18 protein-coding genes are annotated in these 17,692 nt (G+C 67.0%); 14 read left to right on the top strand and 4 right to left on the bottom strand.

All coding sequences use genetic code 11. The annotated features are described in order from the left end of the window. The first annotated feature begins 108 nt into the window (after positions 1-108). From AB4Z42_RS19145 to egtE, 10 genes are all read left to right on the top strand, one after another. Positions 109-465, top strand: coding sequence for a hypothetical protein (locus AB4Z42_RS19145; RefSeq protein WP_442010782.1), 357 nt, complete (start codon positions 109-111; stop codon positions 463-465). A 77-nt stretch (positions 466-542) separates the two neighbouring features. Next, positions 543-983: a hypothetical protein gene (locus AB4Z42_RS19140; protein WP_442010781.1), complete on the top strand. Its 441-nt coding sequence runs from the start codon at positions 543-545 to the stop codon at positions 981-983. Positions 984-1,079: 96 nt separating this feature from the next. Beyond that, positions 1,080-2,540, top strand: a complete 1,461-nt coding sequence (locus tag AB4Z42_RS19135; protein WP_442010780.1) for a catalase — start codon at positions 1,080-1,082, stop codon at positions 2,538-2,540. Between the two features lie 49 nt (positions 2,541-2,589). Beyond that, positions 2,590-3,018: an organic hydroperoxide resistance protein gene (locus tag AB4Z42_RS19130; protein ID WP_442010779.1), complete on the top strand. Its 429-nt coding sequence runs from the start codon at positions 2,590-2,592 to the stop codon at positions 3,016-3,018. A 3-nt stretch (positions 3,019-3,021) separates the two neighbouring features. Next, on the top strand, positions 3,022-3,729 hold the full coding sequence (locus AB4Z42_RS19125) for a sensor domain-containing protein (RefSeq protein WP_442010778.1): 708 nt from the start codon (positions 3,022-3,024) through the stop codon (positions 3,727-3,729). A gap of 123 nt (positions 3,730-3,852) precedes the next feature. Next, positions 3,853-5,136, top strand: coding sequence for an ergothioneine biosynthesis glutamate--cysteine ligase EgtA (gene egtA, locus AB4Z42_RS19120; RefSeq protein ID WP_442010777.1), 1,284 nt, complete (start codon positions 3,853-3,855; stop codon positions 5,134-5,136). Then, positions 5,133-6,419, top strand: a complete 1,287-nt coding sequence (gene egtB / locus AB4Z42_RS19115) for an ergothioneine biosynthesis protein EgtB (protein WP_442010776.1) — start codon at positions 5,133-5,135, stop codon at positions 6,417-6,419. Before egtA ends, egtB begins: the two co-directional genes overlap by 4 nt. Beyond that, positions 6,419-7,108 (top strand): ergothioneine biosynthesis protein EgtC, encoded by a 690-nt coding sequence (gene egtC, locus AB4Z42_RS19110; protein ID WP_442010775.1) that lies wholly within the window; start codon positions 6,419-6,421, stop codon positions 7,106-7,108. The genes egtB and egtC overlap by 1 nt, the downstream gene beginning before the upstream one ends. Continuing rightward, the gene (gene egtD, locus AB4Z42_RS19105) at positions 7,108-8,073 is read left to right on the top strand and encodes an L-histidine N(alpha)-methyltransferase (protein ID WP_442010774.1); all 966 of its coding nucleotides are present in this window, start codon (positions 7,108-7,110) and stop codon (positions 8,071-8,073) included. The genes egtC and egtD overlap by 1 nt, the downstream gene beginning before the upstream one ends. Continuing rightward, complete coding sequence (gene egtE / locus AB4Z42_RS19100) at positions 8,073-9,206, top strand: ergothioneine biosynthesis PLP-dependent enzyme EgtE (protein ID WP_442010773.1); 1,134 nt, start codon at positions 8,073-8,075, stop codon at positions 9,204-9,206. Before egtD ends, egtE begins: the two co-directional genes overlap by 1 nt. Here egtE and AB4Z42_RS19095 read toward each other — a convergent pair. Genes AB4Z42_RS19095 through AB4Z42_RS19085 form a run of 3 tightly spaced genes read right to left on the bottom strand, consistent with a single transcriptional unit; the run spans position 9,183 to position 11,875 of the window. Next, positions 9,183-9,602: a hypothetical protein gene (locus tag AB4Z42_RS19095; protein ID WP_442010772.1), complete on the bottom strand. Its 420-nt coding sequence runs from the start codon at positions 9,600-9,602 to the stop codon at positions 9,183-9,185. The two genes, egtE and AB4Z42_RS19095, sit on opposite strands and share 24 nt — an antisense overlap. Before the next feature lie 14 nt (positions 9,603-9,616). After that, positions 9,617-11,104 (bottom strand): glutamate--cysteine ligase, encoded by a 1,488-nt coding sequence (locus AB4Z42_RS19090; protein WP_442010771.1) that lies wholly within the window; start codon positions 11,102-11,104, stop codon positions 9,617-9,619. A gap of 9 nt (positions 11,105-11,113) precedes the next feature. Beyond that, positions 11,114-11,875, bottom strand: a complete 762-nt coding sequence (locus tag AB4Z42_RS19085; protein WP_442010770.1) for a class I SAM-dependent methyltransferase — start codon at positions 11,873-11,875, stop codon at positions 11,114-11,116. A 99-nt stretch (positions 11,876-11,974) separates the two neighbouring features. On the opposite strand from AB4Z42_RS19085, the gene glpK reads away from it, so the two are divergent. Then, the gene (gene glpK, locus AB4Z42_RS19080; RefSeq protein ID WP_442010909.1) at positions 11,975-13,441 is read left to right on the top strand and encodes a glycerol kinase GlpK; all 1,467 of its coding nucleotides are present in this window, start codon (positions 11,975-11,977) and stop codon (positions 13,439-13,441) included. Positions 13,442-13,506: 65 nt separating this feature from the next. Next, positions 13,507-14,340 (top strand): class II fructose-bisphosphate aldolase, encoded by an 834-nt coding sequence (locus AB4Z42_RS19075; RefSeq protein ID WP_442010769.1) that lies wholly within the window; start codon positions 13,507-13,509, stop codon positions 14,338-14,340. Between the two features lie 12 nt (positions 14,341-14,352). On the opposite strand, the gene AB4Z42_RS19070 is transcribed toward AB4Z42_RS19075, so the two are convergent. After that, complete coding sequence (locus tag AB4Z42_RS19070; RefSeq protein WP_442010768.1) at positions 14,353-15,138, bottom strand: DeoR/GlpR family DNA-binding transcription regulator; 786 nt, start codon at positions 15,136-15,138, stop codon at positions 14,353-14,355. A gap of 97 nt (positions 15,139-15,235) precedes the next feature. On the opposite strand from AB4Z42_RS19070, the gene AB4Z42_RS19065 reads away from it, so the two are divergent. Beyond that, on the top strand, positions 15,236-16,561 hold the full coding sequence (locus AB4Z42_RS19065) for a D-tagatose-bisphosphate aldolase, class II, non-catalytic subunit (RefSeq protein ID WP_442010767.1): 1,326 nt from the start codon (positions 15,236-15,238) through the stop codon (positions 16,559-16,561). After that, positions 16,558-17,691, top strand: a complete 1,134-nt coding sequence (locus AB4Z42_RS19060; RefSeq protein ID WP_442010766.1) for an SIS domain-containing protein — start codon at positions 16,558-16,560, stop codon at positions 17,689-17,691. The genes AB4Z42_RS19065 and AB4Z42_RS19060 overlap by 4 nt, the downstream gene beginning before the upstream one ends. Position 17,692 lies beyond the last annotated feature (1 nt).

The raw sequence follows: 17,692 nt of genomic DNA, 5'->3' as shown, positions 1-17,692 counted from the left end.
CCTCGCAGAAGCGAAGTCTGGCTTCTGGGCGGTTACGGGTGCGCGGCATTCTCGGGACTATTTCGTCAGCAACACCGCCGCCCATGCCGACTCCCGAGAGGGACCCGAATGATCAAGCCAACGAACACGTTCGCAGCGATTCTCTTCGGGGCCCTGGCTGTCCTGGCCATCGCTCCCGCGACCGCCTTCGGCGAGAACCCGTCGGACCCCGGCGGATGCGACTACACCGACGCCGACGGGGCCACCATCGCGCTCCGCAACGGCGAAGACGCCTCCGTAGACCGGAAGGTGGTGTCCTGCCGCGGCGGGTCGATTGTCGTCACCATGCCGGCCGTGCGCTCATCCCACATTCGTGGCCCGCTCGTGCCGGTACCGACCCAAGCGACTACGTCTGAACCCGACCCGCTGACGACCCCCAAGCGAATGGTGTTGGACACCGTGCCCATCCGGATCGGCACCCTCTGAGACGAGTCGGTCCATACACAGCTGATTCATAGCCGATACATGACGGGCGCATCATTACCGTCTGCATGATCGTGGCCATGAGCGAAACACCGACTCCGTCCTCTGAACCCGCGACCGCACCGGTCGCGACCGCCCCGCCTGCCGCGCCACTCGAGGTGCGCGACGAGCGCCACCACTCCAAGCTGACCTCGGTCGCCGCATGGGTCGGCATCGTCGCAGGTGTGGTCTTCACCGTCGCCGTGATCTTCTTCTCCGGTTTCATCCTCGGAGCGCACAGCGGAGGCCATCACGGCGGCGGCCACATGGGCGATCGCGGCGATCGCGGCGATCACGGCTTCGCGGTCTTCCGTGGCGGACCGCCGCCGGGATTCCCGATGCCGCCCGACGGTCAGTTCGAGCGCCCCGGCCGCCCCGGCTTCGGACCGCCGCCCGGCCCTGGTGGCCCCGGGTTCGAGGCACCTCCGCAACCAGGCGGACCACCGTCCCCAGGGTCACCGACGGTCACGCCGCGGCCCTGACATCAAAGGATGTTTTGAATAAGTCCACTCTGGGTCATCTCCTCGATGAGGCGCCAGCCCATGGCCTCGCCACCCTCGTCGAGGAGATGACACCCTATGACCGAGAAATACACGACCACTGACTCCGGGGCTCCGGCCCCCAGCATTGAACACTCACTGACCGTCGGCCCCGACGGCCCCATCCTGCTCCAGGACCACTACCTGATCGAGCAGATGGCCAACTTCAACCGGGAACGCATTCCGGAGCGGCAACCGCACGCCAAGGGCGGCGGCGCGTTCGGCCAGTTCGAGGTCACGCACGACGTCAGCGCATACACCAAGGCCGCGTTCCTGCAGCCCGGTACGAAGACCGAGATGATCGCCCGTTTCTCGACCGTCGCCGGCGAGCGCGGCAGTCCAGACACCTGGCGCGACCCGCGCGGATTCGCGTTGAAGTTCTACACCTCCGACGGCAATTTCGACCTGGTCGGCAACAACACCCCGGTGTTCTTCATCCGCGACCCGATGAAGTTCCAGAACTTCATCCGGTCCCAGAAGCGCATGGCCGCGAACAACCTTCGTGACCACCACATGCAGTGGGACTTCTGGACGCTCTCACCGGAGTCGGCACATCAGGTCACCTGGCTGATGGGTGACCGCGGCATCCCCAAGACGTGGCGCAACATGAACGGCTACTCCAGCCACACCTACAGCTGGGTCAACGCCGACGACGAACTGTTCTGGGTGAAGTACCACTTCAAAACGGACCAGGGCATCGACTTCCTGACCCAGGAGGATGCGGATCGGCTGGCAGGCGAGGACGGCGACTATCACCAGCGTGACCTGTTCACCTCGATCGCGGACGGCAACTTCCCGAGCTGGACGTTGCACGTGCAGATCATGCCGTTCGAGGACGCCAAGACCTACCGGTTCAATCCCTTCGATCTCACGAAGGTGTGGCCGCACGGCGACTACCCGCTGCACGAGGTCGGAAAGATGACCCTCAACCGCAACGTCGAGGACTACCACGCGCAGATCGAGCAGGCCGCCTTCGAGCCGAACAACGTCGTGCCGGGTGCCGGACTGAGCCCCGACAAAATGCTGCTGGCGCGCGGGTTCTCTTACTCCGACGCCCACCGCGCCCGGCTCGGGGTCAATTACAAGCAGATCCCGGTCAACGAACCTCACGTCGAGGTGCGCGCGTACGCCAAGGACGGCGCCATGCGGATCCGCAATGCGACGGATCCGGTCTACACGCCGAATTCGATGGGCGGTCCGGAAGTCGACCCGAAGCGCGCGGCGGAGGTGCACTGGGCGTCGGACGGCGACATGGTGCGCACGGCGTACGCGCTTCGTCCCGAGGACGACGACTGGGGTCAGGCAGGCACGATGGTGCGCGACGTTCTCGATGATGACCAGAGGAATCGGTTGGCGCACAACATCATCGGTCACGTATCCGATGGTGTCCGCGAACCGGTGCTCTCCCGGGTCTTCCAGTATTGGACCAACGTCGATCCTGACCTCGGCAAGCAGATCGAGGAAGGTGTGCGAGCCAAGCTGAGCGGCAACGACGGGTAGGGGTCACGGGCATCTTGCCGTCTGAAGCAGGGCTGGCATGATCAAGTCCATGAGCATCGAAGTCCTATTCACGTCAGAGTCCACTGCAACCGGAGGTGGCCGCGAGGGTCACGTCAAGTCGTCGACCGGCAGGATCGACCTGAACACCAACCACCCGAAGGAGATGGGTGGCAGCGGTGTGGGCACCAACCCCGAGGAGCTGTTCTCGGCCGGTTACGCCGCCTGCTTCCTTGGTGCGCTCCGTGCCGTCGCAGGCAAGGAGAAGATCGAGATCGACGACGCCAGCGGCATCACCGCGCAGGTCGGTTTCGGCAAGGACCCGGACGGTGGGTTCGCCATCAACGCTCATTTGATCGGCTACCTGCCCGGCTTCGAGCAGAGCGCTGCGGAGGAGTTGATGGAGAAGGCTCACCAGTTCTGTCCGTACTCCAAGGCCACCCGCGGCAACATCGACGTCAAGCTGTCGGCGAAGGTCTAGTCCGTGACGGAGCCGCCTCGGCGGGCGCGCCGGGGCCGGGGCGCAACCCTGGCCGTGCTGGCCGGCGTCGGCCTCGCCGTGGCAGCGCCTGCCGGTGAAGTCTCCGCCAAGCCGTCCGATCCGGGCGTCGTGAACTACGCCGTGATGGCCAAGGGTTCGGTGAGCAACATCGTCGGGGCGCCGATGCGCTTCGAATGGACCTTCACCAATCCGTTCCAATCGTTCTGGGTCGACAACGCGGTGTGCAACAACTGGGCGGATGTCGGGTTGCCCGACGTGTTCGCCGATCCCGACCTGGCGTCGTTCAATGGGGCGGTGGCGCAAACCGGGCCGGACGATCAGACGCACTTCGTGAAGCAGGCGATCGGCGTCTTCGCCACGACCGACGCCGCCGACCGGGCCTTTCACCGCCTCGTCGACCGCACCGTCGGCTGCAGTGGCCAGACCACCGCGATGCATCTGGACAACATGACCACCCAGGTGTGGACCTTCACCGGGGGACCAGCCAGCGCGACCGACGCCGACTGGGTCAAACAGGAGATCGGAGCCGGGCCGCCGGCGACACCGGGCCAAGCCACCGACCGCAGGTGCTTCAACACCACCCGGAAACGCGAGAACGTTCTGCTACAGGCGAAAGTTTGTCAGTCCGGCAACGGCGGTCCGGCCGTGAATGTGCTGGCCGGTGCGATGCAGAACACGTTGGGGCAGTAACGCGGGCCCATGCGGGTACACGTCACGACGAAGTCAGAAGAAAAACCATGGGACTTTGTCGGTGCGGTCTGGAAGATGTAGTGAAGGACGCGATCGTTCCCTACCCGGAAGGGGCCGGAAGATATGACCTTCGCCATGACGTCCGACGTGGACGACGCGCACCCATCAGATCCCGATGCGGAGCTGACCAGCGCAAACGATGCCGCTAGCTACATCGCGGACAATTCTTTGACCGATGGTCCGGTGGGCCAGGTGGGGCTGGAGGTCGAGGCGCACTGCTTCGACCTGACCGACCCGATGCGACGGCCCGAATGGGACGAGCTGACCGAAACCATCGCCACCATTCCACCGTTGCCCGGCGGCAGCGCCGTGACCGTCGAACCCGGCGGTGCCGTCGAATTGTCGGGGCCGCCGATGAACGGGCCGCTCGATGCCATCGCCGCGATGCAGGCCGACCGGGCGGCGCTGCGTGCGGCCTTCGCCGAAGCCGGGCTGGGGCTGGTGTTGCTCGGAGCCGACCCGCTGCGCCCCGCCAAGCGCGTCAACCCGGGCGCCCGCTACCAGGCGATGGAGACCTTCTTCGCCGCCAGCGAATCCGCGGAGGCGGCCGCGGCGATGATGACGTCGACGGCCTCGATCCAGATCAACCTCGACGCCGGGCCGCAGGACGGCTGGGCCGATCGGGTGCGGCTGGCCCACGCGCTCGGGCCGACGATGATCGCGGTCGCGGCCAACTCACCGCTGCTCAGCGGCAGGTTCGCGGGTTGGCGGTCGGCGCGCCAGCACATCTGGAGCCAGTTGGACTCGGCGCGCTGTGGCCCTGTTCTCGGCGCCAGCGGGGACGACCCGGTCAGCGACTGGGCCCGGTATGCCATGAAGGCGCCCGTCATGCTGGTCACCACGCCGGACGTCGTTCCGGTGACCACCTGGGTGCCGTTCGCCGATTGGGCCGACGGCCGCGCGCTTCTGGGCAGTCGCAAGCCCACCCGGGCGGACCTCGACTACCACCTGACCACCCTGTTCCCCCCGGTGCGGCCGCGGCGCTGGCTGGAGATCCGCTACCTCGACAGCGTGCCCGACGCCGTCTGGCCCGCCGTGGTGTTCACACTCGTCACGCTGCTCGACGATCCGGTGGCCGCCGATATCGCCGCCGAGGCCACCGAATCGGTGGCGACCGCATGGGACCGTGCCGCGCAGATCGGACTCGGCGACCGCAGGCTGGCCGATGCCGCCGCGCGATGCGTGCAGGTGGCCGCCGAACGGGCGCCCGCCGAACTCGAGGAATCGATGCAGCAGTTGGTGCGTTCGGTCGAACAGGGACGATGCCCGGCCGACGATTTCTCCGACCGGGTGGTGAAGTACGGGATCGCACCGGCGGTCACCCAATTGGCGCAAGGGGAGTTGTGACGCAACGCGAGACAATCGCCCGCGAACTCACGACTGCCCGCGACCGAACGCTGCGGTTGGTCGACTTCGACGACGCCGAGCTTCACCGCCAGTACGACCCGCTCATGAGCCCGCTGGTGTGGGACCTCGCCCACATCGGCTGGCAGGAGGAACTCTGGCTGCTGCGCGGGAATGACCCCGGCCGTCCCGGCCTCCTCGATCCGCAGGTCGAACGCTGTTACGACGCGTTCCTCAACTCCCGCGCCAGTCGGGTCGACCTGCCGCTGCTGTCACCTGCTGAGGCCAGGTCCTACTGCTCGACGGTCCGCAACAAGGCGCTCGACGGCCTCGACGCACTGCCCACCGGCGGCGACGAGTTCAATTTCGGCCTGGTGATCAGCCACGAGAACCAGCACGGCGAAACGATGCTGCAGGCACTGAACCTGCGCGCCGGACCCGCACTGCTGGACCGCGGCGTGCCGCTGCCGCCGGGCAGGGCTTCGGTCGCCGGGACGTCGGTCCTGGTGCCTGCAGGCGAGTTCGTCCTCGGCGTCGACGCGGTCACCGAACCTCACTCACTGGACAACGAACGGTGCGCGCATGTGGTCGACCTGCCGGCGTTCCGCATCGGCACGGTGCCCGTCACCAACGGTGAATGGCGGCACTTCATCGACGACGGCGGATACGACGACCGGCGCTGGTGGTCCGATCGCGGTTGGCAGCACCGGCGAGACGCCGATCTGCGGGCACCGCAGTTCTGGAATACCGCAGACCTGGTGGGCACCCGCACCCGCTTCGGGCATGTCGAGGACATCCCCGCCGACGAACCCGTCCAGCACGTCACGTTCTTCGAAGCCGAGGCATACGCGGCGTGGGCGGGCGGCCGGTTGCCCACCGAGCAGGAGTGGGAGAAGGCCTGCGCGTGGGATCCCGCCGTGAACGCGCGCCGTCGCTATCCGTGGGGTTCATCGGAACCGACGACGCACCTGGCCAACCTCGGCGGCGACGCCTTGCGGCCTGCGCCGGTGGGCGCCTACCCGGCGGGCGCGTCGGCGTACGGCGTCGAACAAATGCTCGGCGATGTGTGGGAATGGACGACGTCGCCGCTGCGGCCGTGGCCGGGCTTCACACCGATGCTCTACGAGCAGTACTCGGCACCCTTCTTTGACGGCGACTACAAGGTCCTTCGCGGGGGATCATGGGCCGTCGCATCGAGCATCGTGCGTCCCAGTTTCCGCAACTGGGACCACCCGATCCGGAGGCAGATCTTCTCGGGTGTGCGCCTGGCATGGGATGTTGCCTGATGTGCCGGCATATCGGCTGGCTCGGCGAACCGATCTCCGTCGCGTCGCTGCTGATGGAACCGGCGAACGGCCTTCTGGTGCAGTCGTATTCACCGCGTAGGCAGAAGCACGGCCTGATGAACGCCGACGGTTGGGGCGCCGGTTTCTACGACGCGGGAACACCGCGGCGTTGGCGAAGCGCCGCGCCGCTGTGGGGTGATGCGTCGTTCGCATCGGTGGCGCCCGCGCTGCGCAGCGGATGCATTGTCGCCGCCGTACGGTCGGCGAGCGTGGGTATGCCGATCGAGCCCTCGGCATCCGCGCCGTTCACCGACGGCCAGTGGCTGCTATCGCACAACGGCCTGGTCGACCGCGCCGCCCTGCCTCTCTCGGCGAAGGCCGAATCGACCTGCGACAGCGCACTGTTGGCGGCGTTGATCTTCGACCGTGGCCTGGATGCGCTGGGGGAAACCATCATCGACGTCGCGGCCGCCGACCCCAATGCCCGGCTGAACATTCTGGCGGCCAACGGTTCTCGGGTGCTCGCCACCACGTGGGGTGACACCCTGTCGGTGCTGCGGCGCACCGACGGCGTCGTGGTGGCCAGCGAACCCTACGACGACGACCCCGGCTGGCAGGAGGTCCCCGATCGCCACCTGGTCTCTGTCGCCGGTCCCGACATCGAGCTCACACCGCTGAAAGGATCATGATGACGTTCGCCCTGTCGAACTACCTGTCCGCCACCTCGGCAGGCGACGCCCTGCGTCGTGACGTGCTCGACGGGTTGACGAAGACGCCGAAGACGTTGCCGCCCAAATGGTTCTACGACTCCGTCGGCAGTGATCTGTTCGACCAGATCACCCGCCTGCCCGAGTACTACCCCACCCGCACGGAGGCGCAGATCCTGCGCGAGCGGTCGGTCGAGATCGTCGCGGCGTCTGGCGCCGACACCCTCGTCGAACTGGGCAGCGGCACGTCGGAGAAAACCCGCATGTTGCTCGATGCATTGCGGGACAGCGGATCCCTTCGCCGGTTCATCCCGTTCGACGTCGATTCCACAGTGCTGGAGGCCGCCGGATCCGCCATCGAGAAGGAGTACCCAGGCATCGAGATCGACGCGGTGTGCGGCGACTTCGAGGAGCATCTCGGCAAGATCCCCCGCGTCGGTCGCAGGCTGGTCGTCTTTCTTGGCTCGACGATCGGAAACCTCACGCCGGGGCCGCGCGCCGAGTTTCTGACAGCGCTGGCGGACACCTTGCAGCCCGGCGACAGCCTGCTGCTCGGCACCGACCTGGTCAAGGACACCGACCGGCTGGTGGCGGCCTACGACGACAGCGCAGGCGTCACCGCGCAGTTCAACCGCAATGTGCTGGCGGTGGTCAACCGCGAACTGGACGCGGACTTCGGGCTCGACGCCTTCGAGCATGTCGCCAGATGGAACGCCGACGAAGAGCGCATCGAGATGTGGCTGCGCGCCAACCACGCCCAGCAAGTGCATGTGAAGGGACTAGACCTGGCCATCGACTTCGCCGACGGCGAGGAGATGCTCACCGAGGTTTCGAGCAAGTTCCGCCCCGATGGCGTGGCGGCGGAACTGGCCGCCGCCGGCCTGCGTCGCACACATTGGTGGACCGACAGCGCCGGCGACTTCGGGCTGTCGCTCGCGACGCCGTGATGTCCGAACCGGGAAGCCTTGCCGAGCAGTGGCGTGTGGCAAGACCTGCCGTCGCCGGACTGCACCTCGACAGCGCGGCCTGCTCCCGGCAGAGCTTCGCGGTCATCGATGCCGCCACACAGCACGCCCGCCACGAAGCCGAGGTCGGCGGATACGTCGCTGCCGCGGCCGCGACACCGGTGCTCGACGCGGGCCGTGCGGCCATCGCCGCGCTGACCGGTCTGGACAGCAGTGGCGTCGCCTACACGACGGGCGCCAACGACGCACTCGACATCCTGCTGTCCAGCTGGCCCGGTGAGCGCACCGTCGCATGCCTGCCCGGCGAGTACGGTCCCAACCTGGCGGTCATGGCCGCCAACGGTTTCGACGTGCGCGCACTGCCGGTCGACGGGGAGGGCAGGCTCGACGTCGACGCTGCGGCCAAGGCGCTGGCCGCCGACCGCCCCGCCCTGGTACACCTGACGACGCTGGCCAGCCACCGCGGCACCGCTCAGCCGATGGCGGCACTGGCCGGCGTCTGCCGGGACCTGGACCTCGCGCTGGTGATCGACGCGGCGCAGGCGTTCGGTCATCTCGATTGTGCCGTAACACCTTCCGCGATCTACAGCTCGTCGCGTAAGTGGGTGGCCGGTCCGCGTGGTGTCGGATTTCTGGCGCTGCGGGCCGATCTGGCGCAGCGTCTTCGGCCGCGACTTCCCCCGCCGGAATGGGGTCTCGAGTTGCCGGTGATGGAGAGCATCGAACAGGGTGAGGCCAATGTGGCTGCCCGCATTGGCTATTCGGTGGCCCTCGGCGAGTATCTGGCCGCCGGACCGGTACAGATCGGCGAACGGCTGGCCGAGGTCGGCAGGATGACCCGTGCGGCGCTCGCCGACGTCACGGGATGGCGAGTGGTCGAGGCGGTTGATGAGCCGACGGCGATCACCACGTTGGAGCCCGTCGGCGGCGCCGATCCGCAGCAGGTACGTGCGGTGCTGATCGCCGAGCACGGGATCGTCACCACCTACGCCGAAACGTTGCGCGCCCCGCTCGAGATGACGTCGCCGGTACTGCGGGCCTCGCCACACATCGACGTCACCGTCGAGGAACTCGAGCAGTTCGCGCGCACGCTAGGCGGACTTGCGCACCAATAACGTTGCGCTGTAATCGGTGAGCGGGGGCGAATCGTCGGGAGTCTGCGGATACGGGTCGAGGTTTTTCAGCTCGATCGTGTAGTCGCCCACCGGGGCCGTCAGTATGCCCTGCCCTGGTGCGGGATTTGTGTTGAACTCAAATGTCGTCGACGCGCCCTGTCCCTGCTGCGCGACGAGCGCGATGCGCGCCTGCCCGGTCCAGAAACAATTGACCTGCTTCGGGCAGCGTGAGTCCTCGAGTACGTCGATGAAACGCAGGCGCAGATCCGTGTCGCGGATCGCGACCTCCTGGCCACCGTGCAGAACGAACTCCTGATCGAGCCCGGATTCGATCGGATCCGCCTGTGCCGCCTGGCTCTGGCACCCCAGCAGCGTGAGCGCCAGCAGCGCGATCACGATCCAGGCCCTGCTCATGGGCCATCCCAGAGGTGTACGGGTTCATTGCTGTGCATACGTTCACAGTAGAGCCGCAGCATCTCGGCCAATGCGTTTGGCCGGGACAGGCCGCGCTGTTGCAGCGCCTGCACCGCCGCGACCTGCCAGGTGGATCCGTTGTTGCCGGTCTTCGCGCGGCCCTCGATCACTCCGAGATAGCGGTCGCGCACGTCGCCGGCGACCTCCCACCGTCGCAGCCCCTCGTCGGCCATCGGCAGCAGCTGCCGCAGCACCAACTCGTCCGGCGTCACCTCACCAAGGCCCGGCCAGTACAACCGTGCATTCATCCCGTGCTTCGCGGATTCGACGAAATTGTGTTGGGCCGCAGCAAAACTCATCTTCGTCCAGATCGGCCGGTCGTCCTCGGCCAGCGTACGCAGTACGCCGTAGTAGAACGCGGCGTTGGCCATCATGTCGACCACGGTCGGTCCCGCGGGCAACACCCGGTTCTCTACGCGCAGATGCGGACGGAGGACCCCGTCCTGCTCGACGATGTCGTATACCGGGCGGTTCCACCGGTAGATGGTGCCGTTGTGCAGCCGCAGCTCGGCCAGCCTCGGGGTGCGACCCTCGGCCAGCTCGCGGATGGGGTCCTCGTCGGACAACTCGGGCAGCAGCGAAGGGAAGTAGCGGACGTTCTCCTCGAACAGGTCGAAGATCGAGGTGATCCAGCGTTCCCCGAACCAGACCCGCGGGCGCACGCCCTGCGTCTTGAGCTCGTCGGGCCGGGTGTCGGTGGCCTGGGCGAAGAGTTCGATGCGGGTCTCGGCCCACAGCTGGTGACCGAAGAAGTACGGCGAGTTGGCGCCCAGCGCCAGCTGCGGCCCGGCCAGCACCTGCGCCGCGTTCCAGTTGTGTGCGAAGTCGGCGGGGGACACCTGCAGGTGCAGTTGCATGCTGGTGCACGCGGACTCCGGCGCGATCGACTCGGTCTGCAGGCTCAGCCGTTCGGGCCCGCCGATGTCGATCAGGATGTCTTCACCGCGGGCGGTGAAGATCGAATCGTTGAGCGCCTGATATCGGGTCGACTCGCTCATCCACCGGCCCGCTAGGTGTTCGGGCATCAGGGTGGGCAGGATCCCGACCATCACGATGTGCGCATCGTGACCGTTGGCCTTCGATTCGGCCGCGTTGAGGCTGGCCCGCACCTCGGCCTCGAGTTCCAGCGCCGCACGGCCGGGCAGACGGCGCGGCGGAACGTTGAATTCGATGTTGTAGGCGCCCAATTCGGTCTGGTAGGCCGGGTCGGCGATCGACGGCAGGACCTTGGCGTTGTTCATGGCGGGCTGGTATGCGGAGTCGACGAGGTTGCACTCGATCTCCATGCCCGTCAGCGGGCGTTCGAACTCGAAACTGGATTCCTTCAGCATGGTTTCGAAGACGTCGAGGCACTGCTGCACCTTGCGCCGGTACTCGCGGCGGTGCGCGCGTGAGTACTCGGTGTTCTTCACTTCTTCGCCCACGATCCGAGCCTATCGGCGGGCGGCCACCACAACTTGCGGATTCATCAGTCCGCCGCGCAGTTCGATGTCGATCGATGGATCGGCGTGTGCGGCCAGCGCACGCAGCGCCGACGGGCTGTAGCTGCGCAGCGAACTGATGACGCCGTCGTGCACGAATGGGACGAACGCGGCGAACGGCAGCATCGTCGCGAGCCGGATGAGGTGCAACGGCGCTGGCGGTCTGGGTAGATCGATGATCACCAGCTTGTCGGCTGCCCGCGTGCCTTCGGCGATCACCCGTGACGCCATCGATGGGGGCAGGTGGTGGAAGGACAGCACGAAGACCGCGAGGTCGAAGTGGTGGTCGGGCGCGTCGATGGCGGTGGCGTCCATTTCACGAACCGTCGCTCGGGGGTTCTCGCCCAGATCGCTTGCCGCCATCGCGGCCACCGAGGAGGTGTCGATGTCGGTGACGGTGAGTTCGGCGGTGGGGTGCCAGTCCAGCAGTTTTCGCGACAGACCGCCGTGGCCTGCACCGAGCTCGAGGATCTTGGGGTCGGGGACGTCGGCGACCTCGTCCATTGCGATCTGGGCGAACTTCTCGGTGTTGCGGAAGAAGTCGCCGGACCATTCCAGGGCACGGATCACGCTGCGCTTCACGCGGTCGTCCACATCGTCGCGGTCGATGTATTCCAGCCGGTCGGTCTCCAGCAGCCGGTCCAGGCACGACGCGTTCGGCCCGCCGCGGGGCATGCGGTCAATGTCGACGATCGGTCTGCCCATATAGACCATGATGGACGATTGCAGAGCCGTCCGGAGGGAGCACGAGGTTTGGCTGAGATTCGCGAATTCATAGCCGCCATCGACCAGGGCACCACCAGCACCCGGTGCATGATCTTCGACCACGACGGCGCCGAGGTGGGCCGTCACCAACTCGAGCACGAGCAGATCCTGCCCAAGGCCGGCTGGGTCGAGCACAATCCCGTCGAGATCGCCGAACGCACCGCGTCGGTCGTTCAGTCGGCGCTGAACAAAACCAACCTGTCGGCCACCGACCTGGCGGCGCTGGGCATCACCAACCAGCGCGAGACCTCGCTGGTCTGGAACCGCAAAACTGGACGGCCGTACTACAACGCGATCGTGTGGCAGGACACCCGCACCGACCGCATCGCCTCCGCGCTGGACCGCGACGGTCGCGGCGACGTGATCCGGCGCAAAGCCGGTCTGCCGCCCGCGACCTACTTCTCCGGCGGCAAGCTGCAATGGATCCTGGAGAACGTCGACGGTGTGCGCCGCGCCGCCGAGAACGGAGACGCCATCTTCGGCACCGCGGATACCTGGGTGCTGTGGAACCTCACCGGCGGTGCGCGTGGCGGTGTGCACGCCATCGACGTCACCAATGCCAGTCGCACGATGCTGATGAACCTCGAGACTCTGGACTGGGACGATGAACTGCTGTCGTTCTTCGACATTCCGCGCCAGATGCTGCCCGAGATCAAGCCGTCCTCGTATCCGGATGCCTTCGGCGTCACCCTGGAGGACGGGCCTGTCGGCGGCAAGGTGCCGATCACGGGCATCCTCGGCGACCAGCAGGCCGCCATGGTCGGCCAGGTCTGTCTGGAAGCGGGGGAGGCCAAGAACACCTACGGCACAGGTAATTTCCTTCTGCTCAACACCGGTGAGAAGATCGTGCGTTCGGAGAACGGACTGCTGACCACGGTGTGCTACCAGTTTGGTGACGCGAAACCCGTTTACGCACTTGAGGGTTCGATCGCGGTGACCGGCTCAGCGGTGCAGTGGCTGCGCGACCAGCTCGGCATCATCAGCGGTGCCTCGGAGAGCGAGTCGCTCGCGCGTCAGGTGGAGGACAACGGCGGCGTGTACTTCGTGCCCGCGTTCTCGGGACTCTTTGCGCCGTACTGGCGTTCGGACGCGCGCGGCGCGATCGTCGGATTGTCGCGGTTCAACACCAACGCGCATCTTGCGCGCGCGACACTCGAGGCCATCTGCTACCAGAGCCGCGACGTCGTCGATGCGATGGAGGCGGACTCGGGTGTGCACATGGAGGTGCTCAAGGTCGACGGCGGCATCACCGCGAATGATCTGTGCATGCAGATCCAGGCGGACGTCCTCGGCGTCGAGGTGGTCAAGCCCGTCGTCGCCGAGACAACCGCGCTCGGCGCCGCATATGCGGCAGGGCTCGCGGTCGGGTTCTGGGAGAACACCGACGATCTGCGGGCCAACTGGCAGGAGGGCAAGCGCTGGAGTCCGGCGTGGAACGACGAGCAGCGCGCGGACGGCTACGCGGGGTGGCAGAAAGCCGTCGAGCGCACGCTGGACTGGGTCGACGTCGAGTGATTTCGGCGTGCATAGTCACGCTGAGCGAGACGTAGCACGCCGAAATCACAGTCAAGGAGCTGCACATGCCGATCGCCCGAACCGCCGATCTCGTCGCAGCCGCACATCGTGCGGGCTCCGGGCTTGCCGCATTCAACGTCATCACTCTCGAGCACGCCGAAGCCATCGTCGCCGGCGCCGAACGGCGCGACAAGCCTGTGATCCTGCAGATCAGTGAGAACGCGGTGAAGTTCCACCGCAATCGTCTGGCCCCCATCGCCGCCGCCGCCATTGCCGTGGCCGACGCGGCAACCGTTGACGTCGCCGTGCATCTCGACCATGTCGAGGACGAGGATCTTCTGCACGCGTGCGCGGACGTCGGCGCCACGTCGGTCATGTTCGATGCCTCGCAGCTGGAGTACGAGGCCAACGTCGCTGTCACCAAAGCCGCTGCGCAGTGGGCACATCGACACGGTTTGTTCCTGGAAGCCGAACTGGGTGAGGTCGGCGGTAAAGACGGCGCCCACGCTCCCGGCGTGCGCACCGATCCAGACGAAGCCGCCGCGTTCGTCGCGGCCACCGGCGTCGACGCGCTCGCCGTCGCCGTCGGCAGCAGCCACGCGATGTCCGACCGCACCGCCACCCTGGACTTCGACCTCATCGCACGCCTGCGTGCGGCTGTACCGGTTCCTCTTGTGCTGCATGGCTCTTCGGGTGTCTCGGACATCGATCTTCGCAGGGCAGTCTCAGCTGGCATCACCAAGATCAACATCGGCACTCTCCTCAACGTGCGTTTCACCGCCGCGGTGCGGGCGCACCTGGACGCCGACCCGAACGTCAACGACCCTCGCCGGTATCTCGCCCCCGCACGTGATGCGGTCACCGACGCGGTGGCCGCGATGATCACCGCGATCGACTGATCGGCGACGGCGTCAGTCGTCGCCCACCTCGACCACGTGGACGTCGACGCCTGCCGCACCGATCTGCTGCAGTTGATGCGGATCGGCCGTCGAATCGGTGACCAGGTGGTCGATCTCGCTGAGCGCCACCATCTTTGCGAGCGTGACCTTGCCGATCTTCGAGCCGTCGACGGCGACGATCACCTGTTGCGCGTTGAGGGCCATCGCGATCGCGGTGCGGGCCTCCGCTTCGTCGAATGTGGTGGCGCCGACCTCGGCGGACATACCGTCGGCGCCGAGCACCGCGGTGCCGACGTTGATCACCTGGAACGCATGCTCGGACATCGGGCCCACCGCTTCCAGCGAGTTCGCCCGTACCAGGCCGCCGGTCGCGATGACCTTCATGTGCGCGTCGACGGCGCAGTCGGCCGCGATCGTCAGCGAGTTCGTCACGATCGTCATCTGAGGGCGGCCCTTGAGCGATCGTGCGACTTCACCGGTGGTGACGCCGCCGGTCAGCGCAACCGCCTGCGGACCGGCGGGCACCAGTGCCGCCGCGTGCGCAGCGATCCGCCGTTTGATCGCGATCATCCGGTGGTCGCGCAGGCGCACCGGAATCTCGCTGCCGCTGGGGTCGAGCGCCCGGGCCCCGCCGTGCGTCCGCACCAGCAGCCCCTGCTCCTCGAGTTCGCTGAGGTCTCGACGAAGCGTCGCGGCCGACACTCGCAATTCGGCGCGCAGCACCTGCGAATCGACTTCACCGCGGCCGCGTAGAAGTGACAGCACCTCGCGCATCCGATCGGTGCGCCTGACCGACATACGGCGACTCCTCGAAATCCGGGTCAAACGATCAGTTTTAGTGATCGCTTGACGGCTATCTATTGCGCACTATGAGCGAGCTTCCCATGATCGACAAATGTTGCAAGTGTCCGGTCAGCGGGTCAGCTGGCTGGCCGATACCGTCCTCCGCCACAAGGCCGGCGACGCCGTCGGTGTCTACTCCGTCTGCTCGGCTCACCCCACTGTGGTGGAGGCCGCCATCGTGCAGGCCGCGGCAGACGACAGCTCCGTCCTGATCGAGGCCACCTCCAATCAGGTCGACCAGTTCGGCGGCTACACCGGCCTGCGTCCGCCCGAGTTCCGCGACCTCGTGCTCGGTATCGCCGACCGGTGCGAATTCCCGCGCGACCGCGTCATCCTCGGCGGTGACCATCTCGGCCCGAACCGCTGGCAGCGCGAAACCGCCGACGCCGCAATGGAAAAGGCCGATACCTTGATCGCGGCCTACGTGGCGGCCGGCTACGCGAAGATCCACCTTGACTGCAGCATGTCCTGCGCCGACGACCCGAAAGTCCTCGACGACGAGGTGGTCGCACAGCGCACCGCCCGCCTGATGCGCATCGCCGAGGACACCGCGCACAACGCCGGGGTGGGCGCCCCCATGTACGTCATCGGCACCGAGGTGCCGGTCCCCGGCGGCGCGCATGAAACCCTCGACGCCCTCACCCCGACGCCCGCCGACCGTGCCCGCCGGACCATCGCCGCGCACCGCGCCGCGTTTGCCGCCCAGGGCCTGGAGGCCGTCTGGCCCCGCGTGATGGCGCTGGTGGTCCAGCCCGGCGTCGAGTTCGACCACCTCCACGTCATCGACTACCGGCGCGACGCCACCGTCGAGTTGCGGCGCGTCCTCGACGACGAGGAACACCTGGTCTTCGAAGCGCACTCCACCGACTACCAACGGCCCGCGCAATTGCGGGAACTGGTCGAGGACCACTGGGCCGTGCTGAAGGTCGGCCCCGGCCTGACCTTCGCGATGCGCGAAGCGCTGTTCGCCCTCGCCCTGATCGAGAACGAGCTCGTCGGTCGGCCGTCGCGGTCGAATCTGATCGAGGTCATCGAGCGACGGATGCACGCCAACCCGGAGTACTGGCAGGGTTACTACGAGGGCGATCCGCAGACCCAGCGGACCGCCCGCAGCTACAGCTTCAGCGACCGGCTGCGCTACTACTGGGCCGACGACGAGGTCGACGCCGCGCGCCGGCGCCTGCTGGAGAACCTCGACCGCGTCGGTATTCCGCTGCCGCTCATCAGTCAGTTCCTGCCCTATCAGTACGACCGGATCCGCGCAGGCGTGCTCGAGCCCGTCGCCCAGTCCCTGGTGATCGATCGCATCCGGGACGCGATGCGGCCCTACGCTCGCGCATGCCTGAGCAAGGCCGACACCACTGGAGACAATCGATGACCAGCTCCCCGCTCGCCCAAGAAGACGGTGGCGCAACGATTCTCGAGATCGGGCAGCAGCCCGATGTCTGGCGTGAGGTCGCACAGCGCACCGACACCGCGGTCGAGGAGTTCCTGCGCGAGCTCACCGGCCGCCCCGACATCCGTGTCATCCTGACCGGGGCGGGCAGCTCCGCGTTCATCGGTGAGATCGCGGCTCCCGCGCTGCGGCGCCAGCTCGGGCGTCGCGTCGAAGCGATCCCGACCACGAGCATCGTCGCCAGCCCGCTCGACTACCTGGAGCCGCAGACCCCGACGCTGATGGTGTCGTTCGGCCGGTCGGGCAACAGCCCGGAGAGCCTGGCCACCACCGCGCTTGCCGACGAACTCGTCGATGACATCAGCCATCTCGTCCTCACCTGCGACCCCAAGGGCGAACTCGGCCACACCCACGAAGGGCGTGCCAACTCGCGCGTCGTCTACATGCCGGACCGCGCCAACGACACCGGGTTCGCGATGACATCGAGCCTGACGTCGATGCTCCTGACCTGCCTGCGTCTGCTGGGACCCGCCACCGCGGAAAATGGAGAGGCGCTGGCCGCCGCTGCGGAGCACGTTGCAGGCCTGCAGTCCGACATCAAGGCCCTCGCCCAGACCAAGAAGCAGCGGTTCTTCTACCTCGGCAGCGGGCCGCTCGCCGGACTCGCGCGCGAGTCGGCGCTGAAGATGCTCGAGCTCACCGCCGGGGAGGTGGTCACCTACTTCGACTCCCCGCTGGGCTTCCGGCACGGGCCGAAATCCGCGCTCGACGGCGACACGCTTGCCGTCGTGTACGTCTCCACCGACCCTTACACCCGGCGCTACGACCTCGACATCGTCGCCGAGATTCGCGCGCAGCTCGGCCGCGACGCCGTCACGGTGATCAGCGCGGAGCCGGTGCCCGACAGCCACGGTCCGGCCGTGGTCCTGCCGGGCCTCGACGGTTTGGACGAGGCGCTCATCGCCCTGCCGTATCTGGTCTTCGCGCAGTACCTCGCGTTGTTCACATCGCTGGAACACGGTAAGACGCCCGACAATCCCTTCCCGTCCGGAGAGGTCAACCGCGTCGTGCAGGGCGTAACCATTTATCCGATGACGAAGAGCGGAGGGTAGC

The organism is Mycobacterium sp. 2YAF39 (genome assembly GCF_052114565.1).
Lineage (GTDB): Bacteria > Actinomycetota > Actinomycetes > Mycobacteriales > Mycobacteriaceae > Mycobacterium.
This window is presented reverse-complemented; position numbering and strand designations above follow the sequence as displayed.

Bases quoted from the DNA above. Each gene is read 5' to 3' on its own strand.
- AB4Z42_RS19145 (WP_442010782.1), top strand. From the start codon at position 109: ATGATCAAGCCAACGAACACGTTCGCAGCGATTCTCTTCGGGGCCCTG.
- AB4Z42_RS19140 (WP_442010781.1), top strand. From the start codon at position 543: ATGAGCGAAACACCGACTCCGTCCTCTGAACCCGCGACCGCACCGGTC.
- AB4Z42_RS19135 (WP_442010780.1), top strand. From the start codon at position 1,080: ATGACCGAGAAATACACGACCACTGACTCCGGGGCTCCGGCCCCCAGC.
- AB4Z42_RS19130 (WP_442010779.1), top strand. From the start codon at position 2,590: ATGAGCATCGAAGTCCTATTCACGTCAGAGTCCACTGCAACCGGAGGT.
- egtA (WP_442010777.1), top strand. From the start codon at position 3,853: ATGACCTTCGCCATGACGTCCGACGTGGACGACGCGCACCCATCAGAT.
- egtC (WP_442010775.1), top strand. From the start codon at position 6,419: ATGTGCCGGCATATCGGCTGGCTCGGCGAACCGATCTCCGTCGCGTCG.
- egtD (WP_442010774.1), top strand. From the start codon at position 7,108: ATGACGTTCGCCCTGTCGAACTACCTGTCCGCCACCTCGGCAGGCGAC.
- egtE (WP_442010773.1), top strand. From the start codon at position 8,073: ATGTCCGAACCGGGAAGCCTTGCCGAGCAGTGGCGTGTGGCAAGACCT.
- AB4Z42_RS19085 (WP_442010770.1), bottom strand. From the start codon at position 11,875: ATGGTCTATATGGGCAGACCGATCGTCGACATTGACCGCATGCCCCGC.
- glpK (WP_442010909.1), top strand. From the start codon at position 11,975: ATGATCTTCGACCACGACGGCGCCGAGGTGGGCCGTCACCAACTCGAG.
- AB4Z42_RS19075 (WP_442010769.1), top strand. From the start codon at position 13,507: ATGCCGATCGCCCGAACCGCCGATCTCGTCGCAGCCGCACATCGTGCG.
- AB4Z42_RS19070 (WP_442010768.1), bottom strand. From the start codon at position 15,138: ATGTCGGTCAGGCGCACCGATCGGATGCGCGAGGTGCTGTCACTTCTA.
- AB4Z42_RS19065 (WP_442010767.1), top strand. From the start codon at position 15,236: ATGTTGCAAGTGTCCGGTCAGCGGGTCAGCTGGCTGGCCGATACCGTC.
- AB4Z42_RS19060 (WP_442010766.1), top strand. From the start codon at position 16,558: ATGACCAGCTCCCCGCTCGCCCAAGAAGACGGTGGCGCAACGATTCTC.